Below are 23,620 nucleotides of genomic sequence, written 5' to 3'. Positions count from 1 at the left end.
CTTGTTTGGGACCGGTAGGACTAGACGTCGAAGTCGACGGTGACTTCCTTGCTGGTGGGGTGGCTCTGGCAGGTCAGCACGTACCCCTTGTCCAGCTCATCCTGCTCCAGCGCGTAGTTTTCGTCCATGGTCACGCTGCCGGTGACCACCTTGGCCCGGCACGTGCCGCACACTCCCCCGGCACACGCGAACGGCACGTCCGGGCGGACCCGCAGCGCGGCGTTGAGGATGGACTCGCGGGCGTGGGTGGGGCTGGCCACCTCGCCCTGCAGGCCGTCCAGCTTGAACGTGATCTTGTACGTCTCCTTGGACTCGTCCACCAGCACCGGACGGCCGGCGTTGCCCTCCGGCTTGTCCGGCTTGCCGGAGGTGAACAGCTCGAACCGGACGTTCTCCGGCTTCACGCCGCGCTCGGCCAGGGTGTCCCGGCACAGCTGCACCAGCTCGAACGGCCCGCAGAGGAACCACTCGTCCACATCGTCCGCGTGGATGGCGGTGCCCAGCAGCTGCTGGAGCTTCTCCGAATCGATCCTGCCGGAGAGCAGCGGCGCGATCCGCTGCTCGCGGGAGAGCACATGGTGGATGGCCAGCCGCTGCGGGTACTTGTCCTTCAGGTCCGCGAGCTCCTCCAGGAACATCACGTCCATGGCGGCCTTGTTGGCATAGATCAGGTCGAACCGGCACTCCGGGTTGGCGGCCAGCAGCGTCCGGGCGATGGCGATCACCGGGGTGATGCCGCTGCCCGCGGCGATGGCCACGAAGCTCGCTTCCCCCTGGGAGGCGACGTCCCCCGCCAGCTCCTCCGGGTTGTTCATGGAGTTCATCCGGTTCTGCTCCACGGCCTGGCCGTCGCGGCCGTGCCGGGACACGAACGCGCCCATGGGGCTCATGACGTCCAGCGTGTCCCCGGCCTTCAGCTCGGCGTTGGCCCAGGTGGAGAACAGCCCGCCCAGGTCCTTCTTGATGGCCACGCGGATCTCGCTGGTGCCGTCCTCGAAGCTGCGCGGCTCTGCGCAGATGGAGTAGCTGCGGCGGATTTCCTTCGGCTCGCCGGCCTCGTCCGGCAGCGTGGTGCGCAGCGCCACGTACTGGCCGGGCAGGTAGTCGAACTGGCCGGCGAGCTCCGCGGGCACGTGGAAGGACACCTCGATGGCATCGTCAGTGAGCCGGCGCACCTCCTTCACGGCCAGGGTGTGGAAGGACGGACGACGGCGGCCGGTGGCCTGCGCCTCCTCGGCGGCGGTCTGGCGGACAACAGGCATGGGGCTTCCTTACAGCACTTTGAAGTAGTCGAACGGTTCCTTGCAGTCCTGGCAGACGTACAGCGCCTTGCAGGAGGTGGAGCCGAAGCGGGTGAGTTCCTTGGTGTTGAGGCTTGAGCACTGCGGGCACTTCACGGCCATGGTGAGGCGGATGGGGCCGGCGTGCCGTGCAGCATTGCTTTTTCCGGTAGGCGGGGCGATCCCGTACTCCTGCAGCTTCTGCTTGCCGGCCTCCGTCATCCAGTCCGTGGACCAGGCCGGGGCGAGCACCAGGTCCACCTCCACGTCCGTGTAGCCCTCCTTGGTGAAGGCGGTTTTGAGGTCGTCGCGGATGGCGTCCATGGCCGGGCAGCCCGAGTACGTGGGGGTGATGGTGACCTTGACGTGCTGGCCTGTTCCGTGTCCTTGCGTCACTTTCACGTCCCTGAGGATCCCCAGGTCCGCGATGCTGAGCACCGGGATCTCCGGGTCCACCACGGTGGCGGCGATGTCCCAGGCACGCTGCTCATCCTGCCGCGGCGTCTGCGTCCGGGATTCAAAGTCCGAGATGTACATGGCGGCCGTCACCAGCTCGCTCCGGGGTGCTCGCGGGCCAGGACCTGCATCTCGGCCAGGATGTAGCCCAGGTGCTCGGAGTGCCTGCCCTGCCGGCCGCCGCCGGGTGCTGCCGGAACGTCCGGCACCTTCAGTTCGGCCTCAGTGAGGACTTCACCCGTGAGCCGGTCAAAGTCTTCCCTCAGCGAGGAAGGCGTGACGGCGATGCCCGCCTCAGCGAGCCGGCCCGTCAGGGCGTCGTCGCGGAAGAGTTCCTCCACGTAGGGCCACATAATGCGGAACCCGTGGATCATCCGCTTGCGGGATTCCTCGGTGCCGCCGGCCAGGCGCAGCACCCACTGGGCGGCGTGGTCCCGGTGGTAGTCCACTTCCTTCACGGCCTTGGCGGCGATGGCGGCCAGGGTGGCGTCCTTCGATTCGGTGAGGCGGCTGTAGAGCAGGAACTGGTAGTAGCTCACCACGAACTGGCGGGCGATGGTGGCCGCAAAGTCCCCGTTGGGCTGCTCGAACAGCTGCACGGAGCGGAACTCATGCTCGCGCCGGAAATAGGCGAGGTCGTCCTCTGACTTGGCCGAGCCGTCGTCGTTAGTCATGGCGCCGCCGGCGTAGCTGAGGAAGGAGCGGGCATGGCCCAGCTGGTCCAGGGCGATGTTGCCCAGAGCGATGTCCTCCTCCAGCTCGGGGGCGCGGGAGATCCAGTGGCCCAGGCGCTGGGCCAGGATCAGGGCGTCGTCGCCCAGGCGCAGCGCGTACTCGGCGGTGTCTTCGCTTGGTTTCGCGAGGCCGGTGCGGACCTCGAGGGCGATGTCCTCGGGGCGGAGGGCGTTCCCGGGGGTGATGCGGGTGGCGCTGGCGTTGGCTTCGCTCACAGGTGCTTCACTCCCTCGCTCTTGGTGTAGTACGTGGCGTGGCGGTAGTCCTTGCCCTGGGGGGACTCAAAGAACGCGCCCTTGGAATCGGGATCGCTGGCGGCGATGGCGTCCGCGGGGACAACCCAGATGGACACGCCCTCGTTGCGGCGGGTGTAGAGGTCCCGGGCGTTGCGCAGGGCCATGGCGGCATCCGGTGCGTGCAGGGAGCCGGCGTGGACGTGGCTCAGGCCGCGGCTGGACCGGACAAAGACCTCCCAGAGGCCCCAGGCGTGGTCCGTGTGTTCCTGCGGCTTTGGGGATGCCTTGGGGGCTTCGCGGTTGATCTCGGTGGCGGAGCTGGCGGGTGCTTCCGGGTTCCCGTGGGGGCTCATGCTGCGTATTCCTTCGTCTTCATTGACTGTTTCTGTGCATAGGCTGCCGCTGCCTCGCGGACCCAGGCGCCGTCGTCGTGCGCTTCCCTGCGGCGCTCAAGGCGCTGGGAGTTGCAGGGGCCGCGGCCAGCCAGGACCTCGTGGAACTCGTCCCAGTCCAGCGGGCCGTGCTCCCACTTCTTGGAGTCCTCGTTGAAGCGGATCTGGTCATCCGGGAGGGTGAGGCCCAGGACACGGACCTGCTCCACCATCATGCCCACGAAGCGGCTGCGGAGCTCATCGTTGCTGAAGCGCTTGATGTTCCAGGCCATGGACTGCTTGGAGTTGGGGGAATCGTCATCCGGCGGGCCGAACATCATCAGGGCCGGGGCGTACCAGCGGTTCACGGCGTCCTGGGCCATCTGCTTCTGGGCGGGGGTGCCGTTGGAGAGTTCCAGCAGGATCTCGAAGCCCTGGCGCTGGTGGAAACTCTCCTCCTTGCAGATGCGCACCATGGCCCGGCCGTAGGGGCCGTAGGAGGCGCGGCACAGCGGGACCTGGTTGCAGATCGCTGCGCCGTCCACCAGCCAGCCGATGGCACCCATGTCCGCCCAGGTGAGCGCAGGGTAGTTGAAGATGCTCGAGTAGCGGGCCTTGCCGGCGATCAGCGCGTCCGTCATCTCGTCCCGGTTCTGGCCCAAGGACTCGGCGGCGGAGTAGAGGTAGAGCCCGTGGCCGGCCTCGTCCTGGACCTTGGCCATGAGGATGGCCTTCCGCTTCAGGCTGGGGGCGCGGGAAATCCAGTTGGCTTCCGGCTGCATGCCGATGATCTCGGAGTGCGCGTGCTGGGAGATCTGGCGCAGGAGGGTCTTGCGGTAGGCCGGCGGCATCCAGTCCTTGGGTTCGATGCGGGAGTCCTCGGCGATGACGCGGTCAAAGTTGGCCTGGCCGTCTGCTTCCGCCGTTTCGCTGGTTCCAGCCGTTAGCTCGACCGGCACTGACTGCAAGTTCTGGGCTGCCATGGTTGCTCCTATGCAAAGACCGTCTGGGACGTGCGGAATTATTTACCGACCGTTCGTTCAGGATATGCGGAACCGCGAGGGCCCGTCAAGGCCAACCCGCCCCCTGCGACGCTCTCTCACTTGATGCGCCCTTTCCCCGGACGCTCTCTCACTCGATGCACCCTTTCTTCCGACGCTCTATCACTTGATGTGCCCTTTCCCCCGACGCTCTATCACCTGCCTGCGGGTGGTGCGTGCCGCCGTCGTGCGTTCCTGCTCCCGGCGTCCGTGCCGCCGAGGCCGTAAGGGAGGGTGTAACGCAGGTGTAACGCTCCAGGGCCACCATTAGAGTTCCCTGATCATTGGGCCGATGCCCGCCTGGAGGAAAGAAGCTGAATCGCGGAAGGAGATTGGGACTGATGAACCGACGTGCCCGCCCGGCTGCAATCTTGTTGAGTCTCTTTGCGATCAGCCCCCTGCTTGTGGCGTGTCCGTCATCACCCAGCTGCAGCGGCAGCCAGAGGCCCTACAACAATGCGTGCTTGGACAATGTGGCTATCACCTACATCGAATGCACAAAGGGACGCGGATTCGATCTGACAACCGAATTGAGCGGGAAACTTGGCGGGACCTTCAAGGTGATAGCCGACGCGTCTGTGGAGGCCGCCTATAAACAAAACAAGGAAGAGAACACGGTGGTCGCCCTCCAGATTGTCTCCGACTGCTTGAGAATTGCCGAGAGCAGTGCAGACACAGCGGTGGATAAGTCAGCGGCAGAGGAATCCCGTCAGCGGGCTGACTTGATCAGGCAGCAGGTCCAGCAAACGCCCCATATCGAGATTGCTCCGAGCCAGGCTTCGGCCGGTGCAAGCGTCGCCGTCAGCGGCACAAGCTTCTATCCGGAAGAGACCGTGGCCATTTATGTTCACGCAACGCTCGTTACCCAAATCAAGGTTGACGGCCAAGGGGCATTCTCTGCCACCATAACGGTTCCGAAAAACGCCCTCCCCGGCTTCCAAACCGCGGTCACCGTGACGGGCGAAACGTCAGCCAAGACCGCCCAGGCCCCATTCGAGGCGTTGCCTTAGGGCTTGCCACGCGCAGATTCGGTGTTGACGCGGATGTTCGCCCTCGCTGCCGGCGTTCGGGGGCGTGACCGAACCTAGCGTGTCGGGACCGATTGCGACGGCGATTACCTCCCCACGGAATTGACAGCCTCACCGGCCGCTCAGCCTTGTATTTGCGCTAACGCGTAATTACGCTAGGGCGCAAATGGATGACCTGAGCACTATCTTCCTGGCGCTGGCGGATCCCACCCGCCGTGCTTTGCTGGCGCAACTGCAGCAGGGTGAGGCGACGGTGACCGAACTGGCCGCCCCGCATGCAATGAGCGTGCCGTCCGTATCGCGCCACCTGAAAGTGCTCGAGCAGGCCGGGCTGATCACTAAGTCCCGATCAGCCCAGTGGAGGAACTGCCGGCTTCAACCTGCGCCGCTACAACAGGTTGAGGAATGGATGCGCCCGTACCGCGACTTTTGGGGCACGCAGTTGGATCGCCTGGACACCCAGCTCGCCACAAACCCCGACCACCCCGATGCTCTCACTGAACCGGAGGATAGATGATGACTGACTTCCCGACGCAGGATCGAAGCTTCACCCTTACCCGAACTTTGGCTGCATCGCGGCATGCCGTGTTCACCGCCTGGACCGACCCTGAGCACCTGGCCTGGTTCTACAACCCCGACATGCCCACACCCACAACACCCATTGAGGTGGACCTCCGCGTCGGCGGAACGTGGAAGCAGCAGATGGTCGTCAACGAAGACCTCAGCTACCCCACTGGGGGAATCTACCTGGAGATCGTTCCCGACGAACGGCTCGTCTTCCGGTGGGGAGCAGTTGGAGGATGGCCAAAACTCGACGGCGATAACGAACTGACCGGCCCCGTTGTCACGGTGCAACTAAACGACTTAGGCACGAAAACGGAACTCGTCCTCACGGTCCAGTTCTCTGAGCATCTGGACATCGATGAGGTGCAAAAGCTCATGCTGGGAGGCACCCGGGAGGGCTGGGGCGCCACCATCGACCGGGTCAAGGGCAGCACCGCCATGACCAATGCGGCCACTGGACGCATGGCCGGGCCCCAGATCTATGTCTTCTTTCCGGGAACGGCGCGGGAAGCCTTGACCTTTTACGCGGATATTTTTGGCGGTGAGCTTTCCCTGCATACGTACCAGGACTTCGGCAGGAGCGACGGACCGCCAGAAGCCGTAGCTCATGGAGTGCTCAGCGGTGTGGTTGCACTGGCGGGCTCGGACGCAGCTGAAGGCCGGGCAACGGTCAGGCCCGAAGGCATCATGCTCTCGCTGCTGGGAACCGCCGAACCCACAGTCCTCCATGAATGGTTCGACAGACTTTCCGTTGGCGGGTCGGTGCTCGATCCACTCTCGCCTAAGCCGTGGGGCGCGTCCGACGGCCAGGTCATTGATCGCCACGGACTCCACTGGCTTGTCGGTTACGAGCCCGCTACATGAGTGACGCCCAGTTGCTTGCACAGTTGGCGAGCGAGCGAAGCCATGTTCTTCGAACAGTCAAAGGCCTCGAGAACGATGAGATGCGGCGAACTTTAGTCCCGTCGGGCTGGACAATGACGCAGCTGCTCAACCATCTGGCCTTCGACGACGAGATGTTCTGGATCTCGGCTGTTCTCGGCGGTGATGACAGGGCGATCGCCGGACTTCACAATGGCTGGGCGTCCGAACCGATGACCGGTGCCGAGGCCATCAACATCTACAAGCGTGAAATTGCCCGAAGTGATGAGGTCCTCTCGAAGATCGACCTGGATGCGCCTCCCTGCTGGTGGCCTCCAGCCAGCGTGTTCGACGCACCACCGATGTCCAATGGTCGTGAGGTGGTGTTTCGCGTGCTGGCTGAGACTTCCGTCCACGCGGGGCACCTGGACATCGTCCGGGAGCTAATCGACGGGCATCAGAATCTCGTAGTGGGATAGTCCCGACTTCTGGATGGGTACGGCGGCAGTCGGGTTGAACAACACCTACGCATCGTCGCGTTCTCTCCCACGTAGCTAGCCGCCTGCTGGGCCAGCCTATGCGCAAGCCAGTAGGAGTAGGTGCCGCTTTTGATAGTGACCACATAATTGACGGCGAGGAGAGGTACGCCAAGCTCGAGCACCTCAACGGCCGGACCCCGGCCCAAACCGTGGTGGCGGAGAAGAACAGCGAAAAACCGGATCCGGGCCACGGGAATGTGGTGCGCTGGGACTGGGCCGAGCTGATGGAACCTGGGACGCTGGAACGAAAGCTGGCGGCGGCCGGCGTGCCCCGCCGTCGAACACGCTCCGCCCGCAAGCGTACTTGGGATGCGCAGTAACGCCGCAGTAACGGGCGGGGGGCTCTGCTTGCAGTGGTGGGAGGTGATGGCGTGGTCAGGAAACATAAACCAACAGCCAAACCTCCCTGGTACAAACGCGCCTCAACGTTCATCATCGCCGCGGGTGCCCTGGCCGCCGCGATCCTGGGCGTGCTGAACCTCTGGGACAGGATCTTCCCGCCGCCGGACGACGACGTGGCCCGGATCGAATCCATCCACATCATCAAGCGCACACCGCTGACCGGCTTTGCCCCGGAAGGGATCGGCGGGCTCCTGCCCCTGACCGCCGTTCCGGAGGCTGCCTCGGCGGGGCAAATTTACGACGACGGCGGGCTGGCCAGGGCGGGTGCCGCCGACGTGCCGCTTCCGGCGGGCCAGGAGGCGGCGGCCACGCCCCGGTTCACGGGGTTTGAACAGTTCACCATGCGCCCCCTGCCCACCGTGCGGCCCGTCCCGCGGCCCACCTTCCTGACGTTCACGCCGACACCGATGCCCACGACGCCCACGCCGACGCGTACGACGGCGACGCCCAGCCCCACGCCCACCGGCACCTCTACAGGGACAGACAGCCCGTCGCCCACACTGAGTACCACGCCCGCCGGCATCCTCACGGTCCTTACCGACCCCTCAATCGTGCGCCTCGGGCTCGTCCCGCCCGTGACCGATGAATACATCCGGGAAGTGTCGAATCACTATGCGCTGCGGGACGTGGCTCCGCCCGCCGTCGTATATACGGCCCACGCCATGGTGATCGAAACGTCGACGAAAAGGGAGAACCTGTTCCGCCGGCACAGGTGGCTGTGAGGCTGGCCGCGGCGCTGGAGGAGGTGGAGTCGACCACCGGCCCTCAGGGCGAGGATCCGCAGGGCTGGACCGTGGCCGTCAGGGTAGACCTCCAGGGACTAGCGGATGTCCCCCTGCTCCTGACATGGTCCCTGGACGGCCTGGATGTTCCGCTCACCTGGCAGGCCGAAAAACTCGCCTACAGGGTGCTGGGAGGCACCCCTCACGATGCGGGGGTGGCCGAGATCTGGGTGCCAGACCTCAAGCGTTCCGGCGCCTACAACGTCAATATCAAACTCTCCTACGAAGCCACCGGGGTCATCGCAGACCTGCGCCCGCTGGCCCTGCCGGACACGGGAGTCACCCAGGGCGGCTGAGCCGTAACGCCGTGGGCGCCGGCGCTACCGCCGTTCAGAGAGCCCGGAACGGGGCTGCAGGCGGCATAACCTCAGGGCAGTGTCCCTCAGCGTGCTTGGAAGGAAAGGCTTTGTAAGATACGCGGCTGCTCCGGCCGCCAGCCCGGCAAGAACGTCGTCGTCCTCTGCCCTGGACGTAAGGAACAGCAGCGGTGCCGGGCCTAGCTTCCGCAGTTCGAGGCAAAGGTCCTGCCCGTCCATATCCGGCAAACCCAAGTCCAGGGTGATCAGGGACAAGGTGGAACCGGCCGCAACGGCTGCGGCCTTACCCTCGGCCCCTGAGCCGACCGCCACTACTTTGAACCCGGCGCGGGTCAACACGGCGGTAATCAGTCCACGGACATCGGCGTCATCTTCAATGACCAGGCAGACGTGCTGTTCTTCCACTAAGCGCCCCCCGGCTCCTGTTAGTTGTGGCAAGTTTAAGGCTGGCCGGCCCGGTCAGGGCTCCAATGCGGAAAAATTTCCTCCCCGGGACGGACTGTACAACAAGCTCAGCATTCGCGGACAATAACCACCGGCCTGTTCTGTACCCGGGTGAGTCTGTCTGCCACCGCACCCTCCATAGTCCTGCCAAGTTTGGCGAGGAGACCTGGCCGGCCGTTCCCGACCATGAGCATGCTGGCGCCAGTGCTCACAGCAAGCCGCGCCAGCGCGGTGCTGACGTCGCCGTGCAGTTCACGGAAGGACCATGCTGTTCCGTCAGGGCCCAGAAGAACCGTGATGCGCGAACGTACCTCGTTGGCGGGGTATAGGGCTTCCTCATTGACAACAGGATCGAGCGAAAGCGCCGTACGTATCCGCGGGGGTTCCCATTCGGTGAGAACACTGGACGGATCAACATAGGCACAAACAAGGTGGACGTCCAGAGCATCGGCCAGCTCTGCACCCGTGCGTACGAGCGCCGGCGGCGCCGGCCACGGGACGCCGAGAATCAGCGGCCCTGCGTAAGCCATGACCACGCCCAAACTGGCGGAGAAGTGATTGGATGCATCCATGCTCCCTGACAGCACTCAGCGTTCGTGCTCCCGCACGTTGCCCTCTCCGAATTCAAGCACGCCCGGGGCCACCGCGCCTGCAAAAACTGAACCTGCCGGTCCGTATTCACCGGATGTTCACCACCCACGGCTGCCGCAGCTGTTCACCATCCGTTCACACCGGCAGAGTAGCTTCGGCCGGTGAATGTTTCTGATCTGACTGAACCGGCCGGGACGCAGGCAACATACATGCCGCAGTTGGCCAGCGCCGGGAAGGCTGCACCGCCGCGAACCCTGGTCCAGGTCTTTGAGGAAACGGCCCGGCAGTTCCCTGACGCTTCCGCCCTCGACGACGGCAGGGCCTCCCTCAGCTACGCGGACCTCCACGCCGCGGCCAAGGAGTACGCCCGGCGCCTGCACCGGAACGGGATCGGGGCCGGCGACAAAGTGGGGATCCGCATCCCGTCCGGCACCAACGAATTGTACGTAGCCATCCTCGCCACACTGCTGGTGGGCGCAGCCTACGTTCCGGTTGACGCGGATGACCCCGAAGAGCGGGCGGCCCTGGTCTTCGAAGAAGCCGGCGTGGCGGCGATCCTCCGCGCCGGTGAGATCCTTACCGTTCGCGGCAGGGAGGGTCCCTTCCCTGCGCCCCGGCAACCCGGGGTTGAGGATGACGCCTGGGTCATTTTCACCTCCGGCTCCACGGGCAAACCGAAGGGCGTGGCCGTGACGCACCGGTCAGCCGCCGCCTTCGTTGACGCCGAAGCCAGGCTGTTCCTTCCGGACAATCCGGTGAACTCCTCGGACCGCGTCCTGGCGGGACTGTCCGTCGCCTTCGATGCGTCCTGCGAGGAAATGTGGCTGGCATGGCGGAACGGCGCCTGCCTGGTGCCCGCCCCGCGGTCCCTGGTGCGGACCGGGATGGATCTGGGCCCGTGGCTGATCACCAACGGAATCACCGTGGTGTCCACCGTTCCCACCCTTGCCGGCCTGTGGCCCGCCGAGGCCCTGGATGCGGTCAGGCTCCTGATCTTCGGCGGCGAGGCCTGCCCGCCCGAGCTGGCGGCGCGGCTGGCCGTGGACGAACGCGAGGTCTGGAACACCTACGGGCCCACCGAAGCCACGGTCGTCGCGTGTGCCGCACGGATGGACGGATCCGGTCCGGTCCGGATCGGGCTGCCCCTGAACGGGTGGGACCTCGCCGTCGTCGACGCCGCCGGCGTTCCCGTGGCCGAGGGCCAGACCGGGGAACTGATCATCGGCGGGGTCGGCCTCGCCCGGTACCTGGACCCGGCCAAGGACGCCGAAAAGTATGCCCCCATGGACACGCTGGGGTGGGACCGCGCGTACCGCAGCGGCGACCTTGTGCGGTACGAGGCTGACGGCCTGGTCTTTGTGGGCCGGGCCGATGAGCAGGTAAAACTCGGCGGGCGCCGGATCGAACTGGGCGAAATCGACGCCGCGCTGCAGTCCCTCCCCGGCATCCAGGGCGCGGCTGCCGCGGTCCAGGGCACCGCCGCGGGAAACCAGATCCTCGTGGGGTACCTGGCGCCGGCGCCGGGCACGTCCCCCGACCTTGACCAGTTGCGAACCCTGCTCGCCGCCCAGCTCCCCGCGGCGCTCGTTCCGCTGCTCGCCGTCGTCGACAGCCTCCCGGTGAAAACCAGCGGCAAGGTGGACCGCCACGCGCTGCCATGGCCGCTGGCAACGGCGTCCGCAGGTGAAGGCGTAGCGCCGGACCTGGACGGGCCATCAGCCTGGATCGCTGATCAGTGGGCGGCCGTCCTGGGGACGCCACCGGACAGCCTGGACGCGGATTTCTTCGCCTACGGCGGCAGCAGCCTGGCCGCCGCCCGGCTGGTCTCCGCCCTCCGGGTGCGCTACCCCACCATCACCGTGGCCGACGTGTACGCCCGCCCGCGGCTTGGCGCACTGATTGAACTTGCCCGGCTTTCATCGCCCGACGGCGGCATGGCGGCTTCCGAGCGGATGGAACGTTCAGTGCGGCCTACTGCCCGTAAATCGCAGGTCTTCCAGATCGTGGCCGGGTTGCCCCTGCACGTGCTCGTGGCAATGCGCTGGTTGACATATCTGATGGCCATCAACAACGTCCTCGCCGCGTGGGGTGTCCTGAGCGGGGCCCCGACAGTGTCCTGGTGGTGGGTGCTGGTGTCCTGGCTGGTGTTTGTGAATCCGCTGGGCCGGATGGCCATCTCCGTTGCGGCGGCACGCCTGCTGCTCCGCGGCGTGGTTCCCGGCAGTTATCCGCGGTCCGGGAAGGTGCATCTGAGGCTGTGGCTGGCAGAACAGATCGCGGACCTGTCCGGGGCGGTCAGCCTGGCCGGCGCCCCCTGGGTTCCGTACTACGCCCGGGCATTGGGCGCCAAAGTGGGCAAGGATGTTGATCTTCATTCCGTCCCGCCCGTGACCGGCATGCTGAGCCTGGGGACGGGCTGTTCGATCGAACCCGAGGTGGATCTTTCGGGCTGGTGGATCGACGGCGACCTGGTCCATATCGGACACGTCCGGGTGGGCCCGGGCGCCACCGTCGGCTCGCGGAGCACCCTCATGCCGGGCGCTCGCATTGGTGCCGGAGCGGAAGTTGCCCCGGGCTCGGCTGTCCTGGGCAAGCTCAAGGCGAACCAGCGGTTTGCGGGCTCGCCTGCCCAGCGCCTCGGGAAGGCACAGCAGGACTGGCCCGCCCGGCCGCCGTCGGGCCTGAAGTCGGTGCTCGCGTTTGGCGCCTACGCGCTCGCCGCGGCAGCGCTGGCGCTCATCCCCTTCGTCTCGGCAGCCCTTGGCGCCCTTCCGGTGATCGCCGCCGTCCGGGGCCGGGAGTCGCTGTTCTCGTCGTGGCCGGAACTGTTGTGGGCTGTCCCTGCTGCCGCCGTCGTCTGGTTCCTGTCCAACATGGTCCTGACGGCCGCCGTCGTCCGTTTGCTGGGCCTGGGACTCCGCGAAGGCCACTACCGCGTCCGCAGCTTCACCGGCTGGCGGGTGTGGGCCACCGAACGTGTCCTGGACATGGCCAGGGACCTGCTTTTCCCCCTCTACGCAAGCCTGTTCACGCCGGTGTGGCTGCGGCTCCTGGGGGCCAAAGTGGGCCGCAACGTTGAGGCGTCCACCGTACTCCTGCTGCCTTCCATGACGACGGTGGGCGACGGCGCGTTCCTGGCCGATGACACCATGATTGCCTCCTACGAGCTCGGCGGCGGGTGGATGAGGATCGCTCCGGCGAAGATCGGCAAACGGGCGTTCCTGGGGAACTCGGGCATGACCGGGGCAGGACGCAGCGTGCCCAAGAACTCGCTGGTGGCTGTGCTGTCCGCGACGCCCGCGAAGGCGAAATCGGGGACGTCCTGGCTGGGCAGCCCGCCGGTGCGCCTCCGCCGCGCACGGATGGAGGTTGACCAGAGCCTGACCTATGACCCGCCGCTGAGGCTGAAGATCTACCGCTCCTGCTGGGAACTGTGCCGGGCTGTTCCCGTCATCCTCACCGCAGCCATCGCCGTCGCCATCCTTGCCGTCCTGGACTGGATAGCCGGAACCGCCGGATATGCCGCCGCCGCTGTGCTCGGGGCGCCCGTGCTGCTGGCAGCCGGGGCTGTGGCCGCGGCAAGCTCGGTAGCGGCCAAGTGGCTGCTCGTGGGGAAGATCGATGCACGGGAGCACCCCCTGTGGAGCTCATTCATCTGGCGCAACGAGGTGGTGGACACCTTCATCGAGATGGTCACGGCGCCGTGGTTCGCGCGCGCTGCCGCGGGCACCCCCGCCCTGGTGTGGTGGCTGCGTGGCCTCGGCGCCAAGATCGGCTCCGGCGCCTGGTGCGAAAGCTACTGGCTGCCCGAAGCGGATCTGGTCACGCTGGGTGAGAACTCCACGGTGAACCGCGGCTGCGTCATCCAGACCCACCTCTTCCACGACCGGGTGATGAGCATCGACACCGTTACGCTTGAAGCCGGGGCAACCATGGGCCCGCACGGAGTGATTTTGCCTGCAGCCCGGATTGGTGCCGGCGGTACAGTGGGTCCGGCATCGCTTGTGATGCGTGGCGAGACCGTTCCGGCGGCCAGCTACTGGATCGGGAATCCGGTCAGCCCATGGGCTTCCCCGGCCGCAGCCGTTCCCGCCCGAGAGGCCCAGCTACAGTGACAGCACACCAGGAGCACGTACCAGGCGGGCAGCGGGCAGCCGTCCCCTGCCGTCCGCTACCCGATCCCTACACGCCAGGGCACGGATCCGCAGACTACGGCGTCTCCCGCTACGAGCTGTACCTCGACTACCGCGTGTCCACAAACCGGCTCTCCGGCCACGCCGCCATCACAGCCCGCTCCCACGTTGAGCTCGCCACCATCATGCTGAACCTGGCCGGGCTGCGGGTCCTGAAGGTTCAACTGGACGGGCAGCGCGTGCAGAGGTTCAGCCAGCGGGGGCACCAGCTCTTCATTGTCCCCGGCCGCCCCGTGCCCGCCGGCAGCGACTTCAGCCTCGATATCCGGTACGAGGGCTCCCCGGGTCCCCTGCGCGGCAACTGGGGCGAAGTGGGCTGGGAAGAGCTCACCGACGGGGTGCTTGTGGCCGGGCAGCCCACCGGCGCGCCGTCCTGGTTTCCCTGCAATGACCATCCCAGCCAGAAAGCCAGCTTCGGGTACACCATCACCACGGAGGCCAACTACAGGGTGGTCTGCAACGGGGTGCTGGTCTCGCGCCATGCCAAGGCCAGCCGCGAAACCTGGGTCTTTGAACAGCCTGAGCCCATGGCCACCTACCTGGCCACAGTGCAGATCGGCCGCTACGACCTTCGACCCCTGGCCTTCCAGCCCCACCTTCCGGCCCACCTTCCTGCCCACCGGGCGGGCACCGCGGACGACGGCGGCCAGCGTCAGGTCCCGCAATTCGTGGCGGCACCCCCGGCCCTCATGGCCACCGCCACTGCTGCCCTCGGGCGGCAAGGCCAGATGATGGAGACTTTCGAGACGTGCTTCGGCCCGTACCCCTTCCCCGGTTACACCGTGGTGGTGGCGGACGACGAACTCGAAATCCCCCTGGAAGCGCAGTCGCTGTCTGTTTTCGGCCCCAACCACCTCAACCAGCAATGGGAGGCCCAGCGGCTCATTGCCCATGAACTGGCCCATCAGTGGTTTGGAAACTCCCTGACCGCCACCGCCTGGGCCGACATCTGGCTGCACGAGGGGTTCGCCTGCTACGCCGAGTGGATCTGGTCCGAAGCCTCCGGAAACACCACGGCACACCAACGGGCCCAGGGCGCCTGGCAACTGCTTTCATCCCAGGCGGAGGATCTTCTGGTGGGTGACCCCTCTCCGGAGCTGATGTTCGATGACCGGGTCTACAAACGCGGCGCCCTTGCCCTCCATGCCCTGCGGCGTGCCACCGGCGATGTGCTGTTCTTCGAGTTCCTAAGAACCTGGACGCACCGGTACCGCTACGGCGGCGTCACAACAGCTGACTTCGTGGAAACCGCCAACCAGGCATGCCTCGAACTGCCCGGATTCGACGCGCGCGCTGTGTTGGACCCCTGGCTCTACCAGTCAGCACTCCCCCCGCTCCCGTGACGCCGGCAGATCAGGGCCTCTCGCTGGCAGCCGTACGGTTGTCCGGCGTGGACTTGGGCCTGGCGCATGTCCTGGGTGAGGCGGAGCTGGCCAGGGCTTCGGCTTTCCGCTCCCCCGCCCTGCGGGACGCTTTCCTGGCCGGCCGGATAGCGTTGCGCCTCCACATTAGTGCGCTGACCGGAGACAGCCCCGGGTCGCTCGAAGCGGACTATTTCTGCCCCACCTGCAGCGGCCAGGGACACGGGATCCCCCGGTATCGGCTCCCCTCCCGTCCCGGCCTTCTTCGCGCCAGCCTCAGCAGATCCGGGAGCTGGTGCGTGGTTGCCGCCGCCCTGGATGACCGGATCGCCGGTATTGGGGTGGACATCGAGAACGGGTCCGCAGCAGACTTTGAGGGATTCCCGTCGCTTGCGATGACCGCGAACGAGCGCGGCCAGCTGGAAAAAGTGCCCCCGGCGCTAAAAACGAGATTCCAGACCCGCCTTTGGGTCCGCAAGGAGGCCGTCCTCAAGGCGCTCGGTACGGGCCTGGCGAAGGCCCCGTCCCTGGTTGATGTGTCCGGATCAACCCCCTCCGGGCTTACTGGGCCTCCCGGGCAGGCACTGTGGAGTCTCGAGGACGTCAGTCCCGCCGGTCTTCCGGAAGACTTTGCTGCCTCAATCGCTACCTTCGCGGAGATACCTCACGCCAGCTGCACGACGGCGTACTCACACTTGCCTGCCGGCGGCCCTTAGGCAGGAAGCGTCCAATCCCGGCTTTGACGGTGGGAGAGGGAACACGGACAACGTCGAATTCTGACATGTCAATGAGCTGCCGGGAACCAGTCAACGTGTCCAGAATCCACAGCAACCCGCAATCCGGGATGGCGTCCACCACCGGCCCGCGATGGACCAGCCCGCCGCCGGAATACGCTTCCACAGCATCTCCCGAAACCAGTTCGTGTGATCCGACAACAACGCCATCACCGTTTGTCATGCTGAGTGGCTGTCCCGGGCCGTGAGCATTTCTGCCAGCTGGCTTGGAGTGGCGCGGGCGGCCGCGAAGGCGACGATAGCCAGCGGCGGGACCGCGACGAAGATTGCGACGAGGACCGCGATCACGGCCTCTGTGGTTGGCATATCCATTGCCCGTTCCTTCCACTTTGCCTTGCCTTGTCCTGTCTCCAGAATGGCGCCGCAAGGTGGACTGCAGGTGTCCCCCGGATGATCATTCCCTGATGTTTAAGGCTTGGTCTTTTCGCGGAAAGGGACAGCAATGCGCGGACCACGACACCGGAAAAGCAGTGCGGCCCACCCTCCTGTGCCGGAGGGCGGGCCGCACTGATGAAAAAAGGCGCCAGGAATGCCGCTAGAAGCGGTTGCGCGGAGGCTGCGTCTGCTGGCCGGCGCGGAGCTGCTTTGCCTTACGGGCTTTCTGCACCTTGCTGATGATGGTGGGCAGGAAGAACAAGAACAGTCTTTTCATGACGGTGGTCCTTTCGTTGATGTTCCATGGTCCCGCTGCGGGATCATCCAGGCCCTGGGGGCACCGTCAGATCCCGGCATGTCGAGATAGTAAGCATGGTTACTAAATAGATCCTACGCACAGTGCCCGCCCATCGCGCAAGGCTTCAGCCAGCCCCGAACTCCCAACTAGGTAGCAGCAGATGCTGTTATGGGGCCTCATAACGACATGTGCTGCTACCTAGTTGGGCCAGCGGCACCCACGGCGAGCGCCGCCGCCACACCCGCCCACCGCCGTCGTGCGCCAGTGCGGCACCGCGCCCCCTCCGCCGCACGCCCCGCCGCCGTCGGAAACACCCCGCAGAAGTGTGGTGCAGCTCACATACCTTTTTGCGTGAGGTTTGGCGGCCCGGCTGCGTCTTATCTGCACAGGCGCACAACAGCGCAGGTTCAACAAAGAGGAGTGATCGCTTTGACTACCCAGACGCAGACCCCCGCAACTGTCGCCGCCAAGACCCCGTCGGCCGGGGTGGCCGCCCCCGCCCAGCCCAAGGGCAAGGACGGCCGCGGCGCCACCACCGTTGACGACGCCGTGGTGGCAAAGATCGCCGGCATCGCCATCCAGGAGATCGACGGCGTCCACGCCCTCGGCGGCGGAGCAGCCCGTGCACTGGGCACGCTCCGGGAAAAAGTTGGCCAGAAGGACCTGACCCAGGGCGTCAGCGTTGAGGTGGGGCAGACCCAGGTGGCCGTTGACGTCACCCTGGTGGTCGAATACCCGCACCCCCTCCAGGACGTGGCGGACCGCGCCCGGGACGCCGTGTACACAGCCATCGAGGACCTCGTGGGCATGGAGGTGACCGAAGTCAACATCACCATCACCGACATCCACGTCCCCTCCGACGACGCCGAAGAAGAGGCCGACCAGGAGCCGAGGGTCGCGTGAGCCCGGCAGTAACGGGCACCGCCGCCGGGGCTGTGCTGGCCCTGGCGGCCCTGGCCTTCGGATTCTGGGGATTCCTGCTCACCGCCCTGTTCATGGGGACCGGCGCGGTGCTGGGCCGGGCCGCACAGGGCACGCTGGACGTCGGCGCGGTCATGGACGCCCTCCGTGGCAAGCGCTCCTCCCCATGACACGCCGGGGCTACAACCGGATCTCGCCCGCGGCGCTCCGGCACACCCTGGAGACAGTTGCGGCTGATGCTTTCGGCGTCCCCGGGAAGAACGTTGAGGCAGATCTTCGGGATGACGGTGGCACATTGGGGGCCGCCATCTCGGTGGTGCTTCCCCTTCCGCCGCTGCTGCAGCCGGGCCCCGGCACGGGCACAACGCCCGCAGGGGGCACGCTGTTCGAGCAGACGCGGGCGGCGCGGGACACCATCCTGCGCCGGGGCGCCGACCTCAGCGGGCTGCTGATGGGCGCCGTGGACATCACGCTCACCGGCGCCCGGCAGCCGCACCGGACCAGCAGGGTCGACGGCGGTCCCCAGACGGGTGCGCGCCCCGGCGGTCCCCAGACGGAACCGCACCAGACAGGTCCCCACCATGAACACCACCAGGAAAGGAGGCCGGCATGAACAACGAACGGTTCATCCGCCGCATGGTGCGGCGGGAAACCCATTCGTCCCGGGCAGCAGTATCGGTTCTGGCCGCAACTGTCCTTCTGGCGCTATGCCTCTGGCTGGCCCTGGAAGCAGTCCTGATGATGGCCGGGGTTCCCGCGCTGCTGGCTTCCCCCGGGGATACGGGACGGTGGCTGGCCGGGCTGCCTGCCGCCACCATTCCGGGCTGGCTGGCTGCCGCCGGCGTGGGGATCGCGCTGCTCGGAGTGCTCCTCATTGTTGCCGGTGTGGCAGCCGGGCGCCGGCCGCGACGGGCCCTGGTCAGTGACCGCTGCGCCGTGGTGGTGGACGACGACGTGATCGCCTCAGCCGTCTCCCGCACCGTGCAGCTCAGCTCCGGAGTCGCGCCGGGCCAGGTGACCACCACCGTGGCCGGACGTTCCGCCCGCGTCCAGGTGCGGCCGACGTCGGGCCTTGCCCTGGATGCCGGCGCCCTCACCGCCGCTGCCAGCAGCGAACTGGCGCGGTACGGACTGGCCACGCGCATCACCCCAGCGGTGCGCGTGGCCAGCAGCGGGGCGGTGGGGCAATGAGGAGAACCAACCGCGACCTGAACCGGACCCTGCTGATCCTGCTTGGACTGCTCTTGGTGGCCGTGGGTGCGCTGGTGGCGGCGGCCGGGTTCCTGCCCGTAGTGGCGGACGCCTGGGCTGCCACCGCGTCCACGCTCCTGGGCCAGGCATCCGCCCTGCTGGGCAGCGCCCCGCTGCCGGGACCCGTCCGCAGCTGGTGGGCTGTCGCCTGGGTGGGCGGCCTCCTGCTGGCCGCGGCGCTGTGCGTCGCATGGATCGCGTCGCAGGGCGGCGGCCGGACCAGGAGGCTTGCGCAGGAGGACGACGGCGGCCGCGGCACCACGGTGGTGGACGTCGGGCTGGTCTCCGCGGCGGTAAAGAACGCCACGGCGGACAACCGCCTGGTGGTTGCCACGGCAGTCTCCGCATGGGAACTCCCCCGCGCAACGGGACTCCAGCTGCGGCTCCACGCACGCCAGGGCGCCTCCCCCGGCGATCTTGCCGGGACGGCGGAGGAACTGGTGACAGGAATAGATGCCTGGTTGGGCGATCAGATCCCGGTCCTGGTCCGAATCACCAGCGGCGCCCGGACCAGCACGGCACGGCGGGGCAGGGTGCAGTAGCCCTTCCCGGCCGTTCCGGACACGTCTTCTGCACCACCAGCTGTGCTCCACGACGTTCGCTCCACCCCGCTCTAACCGAAAATTCGCCGCAGCCGCGGTGATGGACGAAAGGAAATGACCATGGGAATCGATGACAAGGCAAACAACGCAGTGACCAACCATGTGGGCGCCGCCAAGGAGGCCACGGGCAAGCTCACCGGCAACGAAGGCCTGGAGCGGGAGGGCCAGCAGGACCAGGCCGAAGCCAAGCTCAGGGATGCCGGGGAGAAGGTCAAGGACGCCGCCCGGAAGCTGAAGGACGGCTTCAGCAAGGACTGATGCCCCTGCGCCGGGGAGGCCGGCCCGCATCCGCCGGCTCTCCCCCAGCCGGCCTGCACCAGGCCAGTCCCCCGGCATTCCCCACCCCAACACCCCGTCTCACGACGCCCGATGAAAGCAGAAGAAGTGAGTGGATCACCCGCGGCTCCGCACCAACTCGACCTTGTGCCGGACGCACTGCTGGCCGGCCGGGCAGCCGACGGCGATACAGCGGCTTTCGAGGCCCTCGCCCGGCGCTACGGTCCGCTCATGCGGGCCAGTGCCCGGCGGCTGACGGGCTCCACCGCCGATGCGGACGACATTGTCCAGGACGCGCTGATCCAGGCCTGGAACCAGCTGGACTCGCTCCGGGAGCCGGCAGCCGTCAAGGGCTGGCTGATGCGGATCACAGGCAGCCGCAGCATTGACCACCTGCGCAGGCGCCGCTATGACGCCGGGCTGGACGCCGTCGAAACCACCAGGGACAGCCGCGGACCGTCCAGTACGGGCTCGTGGCCGGATCCCGAGGCGGCGGCGCTGGACGGGTCCCGGGTTGAGGCGCTGAAAACGGCCCTGTCCCGGCTCCCGGAGGAGCAGCGCCGATGTTGGGTGCTCAAGGAGTTCAACGGCCAGAGTTATGAGGACATTGCGCGGACGCTGAACATCAGCACCGACAGTGTCCGCGGCAGGCTGGCACGCGCACGGATTGCCCTGGCGAGCACAATGGAGGAATGGCGATGAGCACCCCGAACGGCACGTTCGACTGCGGGCACGATCTCGCGGAACTCAGCAACTACCTGGACACAGGGGAACTGCAGGACCCGGCCCACCTGGACAGCTGCCCCGAGTGCCAGGCCGGCCTGGCCTCGCTGCGGCGGCTCTCCAGCCTGGGCAAGGAACTGCTCGACGCCGATGTTGCCGACGCCGGCAAAGGCACCGACGACTGGATGCAGAAGATCCTGGGCAACCTGGCCCTGGAGCTCCGGCCGGGCAGGAGCATCCCTCTGCGCGGCGACCACCCCGACGACACCCTCTCGCAGACCGAGGGGGCCGTCTCGGCCCTCATCCGCTCCATCGCGGACACCCTCCCCGGCACCACGGCAGGGCGGTGCCGCCTTCACGGGGACGTCACCATACCGGGAGCCGAGGTCACCGTGGAGGTCCACCTGGCCATCGTCTTCGGGCATCCGCTGGAGGAACGTGCCAGCAGCCTGCGCCGGCAGCTCGCCCGGGAACTGGCGGTGCAGACCGAACTCAACATCACCTCGATCGACATCACCATCACCGATGTCCTGGAGCCCCAGCCCGCGGGCCCGGGAACAGCCGCCGGACTGATGGGACAGACCCCTCCCCAGGAGAAGCCATGACTGAAGCCCTGGTCCCCCAGCCGGGACGCACGCAGGTGCCCGCCGGACTGGCGGCACAGCTGCAGGAAGCAGTCCTCGCCGTCGACGGCGTCAGCGCCACCTACCCGGCGCGTCCGCTCCGCCAGGTGATGGCGGCGGTGGCGAAGGAGCCTGTGCCGCACATCGACGTCGTACCTTCCGACGACGGCCTGCGCGTCACGGCGCGCATCGGCGTGGCAGCGGACAACGGGCCGGACGTTGCCCGGTCCGTCGCCGGCGCCATCCGCAGCCACCTCGCTCCCCAGCCGGTGCAGGTTCACGTGGTGATCGTGACGATGGCCCCGTCCGGAAACGGATAAGACCCTGGGGCAGCGCGCCGGGCAGTCCAGCCGGCCGACGGCCCCGAACAACCGGTAGCACCCTCCGCAGACACAGCAAAGGACGAACAATGGCTGACCTCACCGCACTTGCCCTGATTTGCTCCCTCACCCCCTCCCCGGCGCCGTCCAGCAGCGAGCTCATGGCCCGCCACGTGCTGGACGAGCTGGCTACCCACGGCGTGAGCGGGACGTCGCTGCGGGTGGTGGACCACAACGTGATGCCGGGCGTCCAGGTGGACATGGGCGACGGCGACGCGTGGCCGGGCATCCGGGACAAAATCCTGGCGGCGGACATCCTGGTGATCGCCACGCCCATCTGGATGGGGCACCCCAGCAGCATCACCCAGCGGGTCATGGAACGGCTCGATGCGGACCTCGCGGAGACGGACAACGAAGGCCGTCCCGTCATGTACGGGAAGGTGGCGGTGGTGGCCGTGGTGGGCAACGAGGACGGCGCCCACAAGACCGTGGCGGACACGCAGCAGGGCCTGAACGACGTTGGCTTCACCCTCCCGGCGCAGGGCGCCACATACTGGGTGGGCGAGGCGATGCAGACCGTGGACTACAAGGACCTGAAGGCCGTGCCCGAGAAGGTCGCCTCCGCTACCGCCGGCGCTGCCCGGAACGCCGCGCACCTGGCCCGGTTCCTCCGCACGTCGCAGTATCCCGCGGGGTAAGGGAGCGACGGCGGGCTGCCGGGGCTTGGGGGTGTGGCAGCCCGCCTTGGTTCGCTGCGCCGGCCTAACTGGCAGGCGGCTGCCCGCCGCCGCTCCCCAGGAACGCCCGGATCTCCTCAGCCATCCGCCGGGACTGGGTCCAGTGCAGGTAGTGATGGCCCTGCAGTGGCACAATCTCGTGGCGGTCCACGTTCGCCAGCAGGTTCCGGGCCGACTCCGTCTTGGTGGCTGTCGAGTCGTCGCTTTCATCAGCTATGAAGGCAAGGACCGGCAGGTCACTCGGGTATGTCACGCCCCTCAGCGCAGCGGCGTTGTTGGCTATCCGGGCAGTTTCGTCCGCGACGGCCGAGTTGCCGAAGTTCCAGCTCATCATCAGGCGCATGCGGTGCAGTTCGTCGTCGGTGTAGGCGTCACTGTCCGGATCGAGCAAGCCGGGGGCCACAAAGGTCACCGCGCGCACCATCCCTGTGACGGCCAGGGCCCGTTCCACGCTGAAGCCCGGCTCCGGTTCCGGAACCTGCCCATCCCCGGGTTTTGGGATGGTCGCATCGATGCCAACCACCGCGGACACTTCCGACCGGTACCGGTTGGCGTAGTCCAGCATGTAGAAGCCGGCAATGGAGTGCCCCGCCAGGACATACGGCTGCCTAACCTGCAGCCTGGCCAGGATTTCGTGCAGTTCGGAACTGATGTTTTCGTTGCTCCGCGGAGGCCCGTCCATGTCGCTGTAGCCGTATCCCAGGCCCTCGACCACCAGGACGTCAAAGCCGCCCAGCTCGCGGACCAGCGGCGCAAAGTCAAGGCCCGGAGCCGGCGTGCCCAGGCCGCTGAGAAGGACGATCGGCTGACCCTCTCCCCCGTTCCGGTACACGTTGAGGACGCCGCCGTCCACCCGGACCCGTTCGCCGTAGGCAGGAATGCTCGACTTCTCCGCCCCCTCCATTGCCGCGTTGACCGCCGTCGACATTAGCAGCAGCCCCAGCGCCACCAGTGCGGTGATGCCGAGCCGGCGCAACCAGCGCCGCGGCTTCTTCCGGGACGCGGCATCCGCGATGTCCCGCGCCCCGGAAGCCCTTCTACCAAGGACGCGCACAGCCGCCCGGCATCAGGCAGGCTTGGCGAAGGTAGCTGCGCTCATGACCTCGTAGCCAACGAACGCCTCATCGCCCTCAACCCACGCGTCATGGCCGGCCGGGATGGTGTACGCGTGGCCGGGGCTGACCGTGGCCCGCGACCCATCTTCCATCTGCACGGTCAGTGTTCCGGCGGCGCAGATTCCCACATGGTTCACCTGGCACGTGTCCGTGTGGACCACGGTTTTGACGGTCTCGGACCAGCGCCAGCCGGGCTCAAAGGTGAACCTGCCGAGCGTTGTGTCACCGAGGGTCACCACATCCACCTGGGTCTTGGGCGGGCGGCGCTTTTCATCGGGCTGGTCGAATGATTTGGCTTCCAGGGCGTTGACGGTCATTTCCTTCTCCTGACAGGAAGGGTGTGGAACTACGCATCCGGAGCGCCCAGACAGCCCCGGGTTTCGGT

At 66.9% G+C, this 23,620-nt stretch carries 30 protein-coding genes and 1 pseudogene; 21 read left to right on the top strand and 10 right to left on the bottom strand.

Going from position 1 to position 23,620, the window contains the following annotated elements; all coding sequences use genetic code 11:
• Positions 1-20: 20 nt before the first annotated feature.
• The 5 genes from paaE to paaA are packed head-to-tail and all read right to left on the bottom strand — an operon-like array spanning position 21 to position 4,061.
• Positions 21-1,262 (bottom strand): 1,2-phenylacetyl-CoA epoxidase subunit PaaE, encoded by a 1,242-nt coding sequence (paaE, locus tag AC6CHP_RS00210; protein ID WP_191035512.1) that lies wholly within the window; start codon positions 1,260-1,262, stop codon positions 21-23.
• A gap of 9 nt (positions 1,263-1,271) precedes the next feature.
• Positions 1,272-1,817 (bottom strand): 1,2-phenylacetyl-CoA epoxidase subunit PaaD, encoded by a 546-nt coding sequence (paaD, locus tag AC6CHP_RS00205; RefSeq protein WP_498228287.1) that lies wholly within the window; start codon positions 1,815-1,817, stop codon positions 1,272-1,274.
• An 8-nt stretch (positions 1,818-1,825) separates the two neighbouring features.
• On the bottom strand, positions 1,826-2,686 hold the full coding sequence (gene paaC, locus AC6CHP_RS00200; RefSeq protein WP_498227648.1) for a 1,2-phenylacetyl-CoA epoxidase subunit PaaC: 861 nt from the start codon (positions 2,684-2,686) through the stop codon (positions 1,826-1,828).
• Positions 2,683-3,060 carry a 1,2-phenylacetyl-CoA epoxidase subunit PaaB gene (gene paaB, locus AC6CHP_RS00195; protein WP_104184541.1) on the bottom strand — a complete coding sequence of 126 codons (378 nt, stop codon included), beginning with the start codon at positions 3,058-3,060 and terminating at the stop codon, positions 2,683-2,685. The genes paaC and paaB overlap by 4 nt, the downstream gene beginning before the upstream one ends.
• Entirely contained in the window at positions 3,057-4,061 is a 1,005-nt protein-coding gene (gene paaA, locus AC6CHP_RS00190; protein WP_188727058.1) for a 1,2-phenylacetyl-CoA epoxidase subunit PaaA, read from the bottom strand. Before paaA ends, paaB begins: the two co-directional genes overlap by 4 nt.
• Positions 4,062-4,582: 521 nt before the next feature.
• On the opposite strand from paaA, the gene AC6CHP_RS00185 reads away from it, so the two are divergent.
• The 8 genes and pseudogenes from AC6CHP_RS00185 (at position 4,583) to AC6CHP_RS00150 (ending at position 8,590) form a co-directional block, all read left to right on the top strand.
• Positions 4,583-5,128 (top strand): hypothetical protein, encoded by a 546-nt coding sequence (locus tag AC6CHP_RS00185; protein ID WP_498227645.1) that lies wholly within the window; start codon positions 4,583-4,585, stop codon positions 5,126-5,128.
• A gap of 184 nt (positions 5,129-5,312) precedes the next feature.
• Entirely contained in the window at positions 5,313-5,663 is a 351-nt protein-coding gene (locus tag AC6CHP_RS00180; RefSeq protein WP_498227644.1) for an ArsR/SmtB family transcription factor, read from the top strand.
• A pseudogene (locus AC6CHP_RS00175) lies at positions 5,660-6,121 on the top strand (SRPBCC family protein); the annotation flags it as partial. The gene AC6CHP_RS00180 and the pseudogene AC6CHP_RS00175, both read left to right, overlap by 4 nt.
• Before the next feature lie 51 nt (positions 6,122-6,172).
• The gene (locus AC6CHP_RS00170; protein ID WP_498228286.1) at positions 6,173-6,574 is read left to right on the top strand and encodes a VOC family protein; all 402 of its coding nucleotides are present in this window, start codon (positions 6,173-6,175) and stop codon (positions 6,572-6,574) included.
• Positions 6,571-7,050 (top strand): mycothiol transferase, encoded by a 480-nt coding sequence (locus AC6CHP_RS00165; protein WP_498227642.1) that lies wholly within the window; start codon positions 6,571-6,573, stop codon positions 7,048-7,050. The genes AC6CHP_RS00170 and AC6CHP_RS00165 overlap by 4 nt, the downstream gene beginning before the upstream one ends.
• 98 nt (positions 7,051-7,148) lie before the next feature.
• Positions 7,149-7,430 carry a hypothetical protein gene (locus AC6CHP_RS00160; protein WP_498227640.1) on the top strand — a complete coding sequence of 94 codons (282 nt, stop codon included), beginning with the start codon at positions 7,149-7,151 and terminating at the stop codon, positions 7,428-7,430.
• A 51-nt stretch (positions 7,431-7,481) separates the two neighbouring features.
• A complete protein-coding gene (locus AC6CHP_RS00155; RefSeq protein WP_498227638.1) occupies positions 7,482-8,234 on the top strand; it encodes a hypothetical protein in 753 nt (250 codons plus the stop codon).
• Positions 8,231-8,590 (top strand): hypothetical protein, encoded by a 360-nt coding sequence (locus AC6CHP_RS00150; RefSeq protein WP_498227636.1) that lies wholly within the window; start codon positions 8,231-8,233, stop codon positions 8,588-8,590. The genes AC6CHP_RS00155 and AC6CHP_RS00150 overlap by 4 nt, the downstream gene beginning before the upstream one ends.
• A 24-nt stretch (positions 8,591-8,614) precedes the next feature.
• On the opposite strand, the gene AC6CHP_RS00145 is transcribed toward AC6CHP_RS00150, so the two are convergent.
• Both AC6CHP_RS00145 and AC6CHP_RS00140 read right to left on the bottom strand, forming a co-directional pair.
• A complete protein-coding gene (locus tag AC6CHP_RS00145; RefSeq protein ID WP_498227634.1) occupies positions 8,615-9,016 on the bottom strand; it encodes a response regulator transcription factor in 402 nt (133 codons plus the stop codon).
• A gap of 107 nt (positions 9,017-9,123) precedes the next feature.
• Entirely contained in the window at positions 9,124-9,627 is a 504-nt protein-coding gene (locus AC6CHP_RS00140) for a universal stress protein (protein WP_498227632.1), read from the bottom strand.
• Between the two features lie 228 nt (positions 9,628-9,855).
• Between AC6CHP_RS00140 and AC6CHP_RS00135 the strand changes: the two genes are divergently transcribed.
• From AC6CHP_RS00135 to AC6CHP_RS00125, 3 genes are read left to right on the top strand one after another with little or no spacing between them, the layout of a single operon-like run.
• On the top strand, positions 9,856-13,761 hold the full coding sequence (locus tag AC6CHP_RS00135; RefSeq protein ID WP_498228285.1) for a Pls/PosA family non-ribosomal peptide synthetase: 3,906 nt from the start codon (positions 9,856-9,858) through the stop codon (positions 13,759-13,761).
• Positions 13,758-15,182 (top strand): M1 family metallopeptidase, encoded by a 1,425-nt coding sequence (locus tag AC6CHP_RS00130; protein ID WP_498227630.1) that lies wholly within the window; start codon positions 13,758-13,760, stop codon positions 15,180-15,182. The genes AC6CHP_RS00135 and AC6CHP_RS00130 overlap by 4 nt, the downstream gene beginning before the upstream one ends.
• Positions 15,179-15,916: a 4'-phosphopantetheinyl transferase family protein gene (locus tag AC6CHP_RS00125; RefSeq protein WP_498227628.1), complete on the top strand. Its 738-nt coding sequence runs from the start codon at positions 15,179-15,181 to the stop codon at positions 15,914-15,916. Before AC6CHP_RS00130 ends, AC6CHP_RS00125 begins: the two co-directional genes overlap by 4 nt.
• A 237-nt stretch (positions 15,917-16,153) precedes the next feature.
• On the opposite strand, the gene AC6CHP_RS00120 is transcribed toward AC6CHP_RS00125, so the two are convergent.
• Positions 16,154-16,300 (bottom strand): hypothetical protein, encoded by a 147-nt coding sequence (locus AC6CHP_RS00120; RefSeq protein ID WP_188727048.1) that lies wholly within the window; start codon positions 16,298-16,300, stop codon positions 16,154-16,156.
• 796 nt (positions 16,301-17,096) lie between these two features.
• Between AC6CHP_RS00120 and AC6CHP_RS00115 the strand changes: the two genes are divergently transcribed.
• From AC6CHP_RS00115 to AC6CHP_RS00070, 10 genes are all read left to right on the top strand, one after another.
• A complete protein-coding gene (locus tag AC6CHP_RS00115) occupies positions 17,097-17,570 on the top strand; it encodes an Asp23/Gls24 family envelope stress response protein (protein WP_188727046.1) in 474 nt (157 codons plus the stop codon).
• Positions 17,567-17,758 (top strand): DUF2273 domain-containing protein, encoded by a 192-nt coding sequence (locus tag AC6CHP_RS00110; protein WP_251422970.1) that lies wholly within the window; start codon positions 17,567-17,569, stop codon positions 17,756-17,758. Before AC6CHP_RS00115 ends, AC6CHP_RS00110 begins: the two co-directional genes overlap by 4 nt.
• Positions 17,755-18,201 (top strand): hypothetical protein, encoded by a 447-nt coding sequence (locus tag AC6CHP_RS00105; RefSeq protein ID WP_498227625.1) that lies wholly within the window; start codon positions 17,755-17,757, stop codon positions 18,199-18,201. The genes AC6CHP_RS00110 and AC6CHP_RS00105 overlap by 4 nt, the downstream gene beginning before the upstream one ends.
• Positions 18,198-18,779, top strand: coding sequence for a hypothetical protein (locus tag AC6CHP_RS00100; protein ID WP_498227623.1), 582 nt, complete (start codon positions 18,198-18,200; stop codon positions 18,777-18,779). The genes AC6CHP_RS00105 and AC6CHP_RS00100 overlap by 4 nt, the downstream gene beginning before the upstream one ends.
• Positions 18,776-19,381, top strand: coding sequence for a hypothetical protein (locus AC6CHP_RS00095; RefSeq protein WP_498227621.1), 606 nt, complete (start codon positions 18,776-18,778; stop codon positions 19,379-19,381). The genes AC6CHP_RS00100 and AC6CHP_RS00095 overlap by 4 nt, the downstream gene beginning before the upstream one ends.
• Positions 19,382-19,501: 120 nt before the next feature.
• On the top strand, positions 19,502-19,699 hold the full coding sequence (locus AC6CHP_RS00090; RefSeq protein WP_498227619.1) for a CsbD family protein: 198 nt from the start codon (positions 19,502-19,504) through the stop codon (positions 19,697-19,699).
• A 126-nt stretch (positions 19,700-19,825) separates the two neighbouring features.
• The gene (locus AC6CHP_RS00085; protein ID WP_498227617.1) at positions 19,826-20,419 is read left to right on the top strand and encodes an RNA polymerase sigma factor; all 594 of its coding nucleotides are present in this window, start codon (positions 19,826-19,828) and stop codon (positions 20,417-20,419) included.
• Positions 20,416-21,045, top strand: a complete 630-nt coding sequence (locus AC6CHP_RS00080; RefSeq protein ID WP_498227615.1) for an anti-sigma factor family protein — start codon at positions 20,416-20,418, stop codon at positions 21,043-21,045. Before AC6CHP_RS00085 ends, AC6CHP_RS00080 begins: the two co-directional genes overlap by 4 nt.
• Entirely contained in the window at positions 21,042-21,383 is a 342-nt protein-coding gene (locus tag AC6CHP_RS00075; RefSeq protein WP_188727032.1) for a hypothetical protein, read from the top strand. Before AC6CHP_RS00080 ends, AC6CHP_RS00075 begins: the two co-directional genes overlap by 4 nt.
• Positions 21,384-21,472: 89 nt before the next feature.
• Positions 21,473-22,081 carry a flavodoxin family protein gene (locus tag AC6CHP_RS00070; protein WP_498227612.1) on the top strand — a complete coding sequence of 203 codons (609 nt, stop codon included), beginning with the start codon at positions 21,473-21,475 and terminating at the stop codon, positions 22,079-22,081.
• Positions 22,082-22,145: 64 nt separating this feature from the next.
• Here AC6CHP_RS00070 and AC6CHP_RS00065 read toward each other — a convergent pair whose 3' ends face one another.
• Both AC6CHP_RS00065 and AC6CHP_RS00060 read right to left on the bottom strand, forming a co-directional pair.
• Positions 22,146-23,174, bottom strand: coding sequence for an alpha/beta fold hydrolase (locus AC6CHP_RS00065; protein ID WP_498227610.1), 1,029 nt, complete (start codon positions 23,172-23,174; stop codon positions 22,146-22,148).
• 12 nt (positions 23,175-23,186) lie between these two features.
• Positions 23,187-23,552 (bottom strand): cupin domain-containing protein, encoded by a 366-nt coding sequence (locus AC6CHP_RS00060; protein ID WP_498227608.1) that lies wholly within the window; start codon positions 23,550-23,552, stop codon positions 23,187-23,189.
• Between the last annotated feature and the right edge of the window lie 68 nt (positions 23,553-23,620).

The organism is Pseudarthrobacter sp. GQ63, from assembly GCF_059758765.1.
Note: the sequence above shows the minus strand (reverse complement) of the source record. Positions and strands in the feature narration are given on the sequence as shown.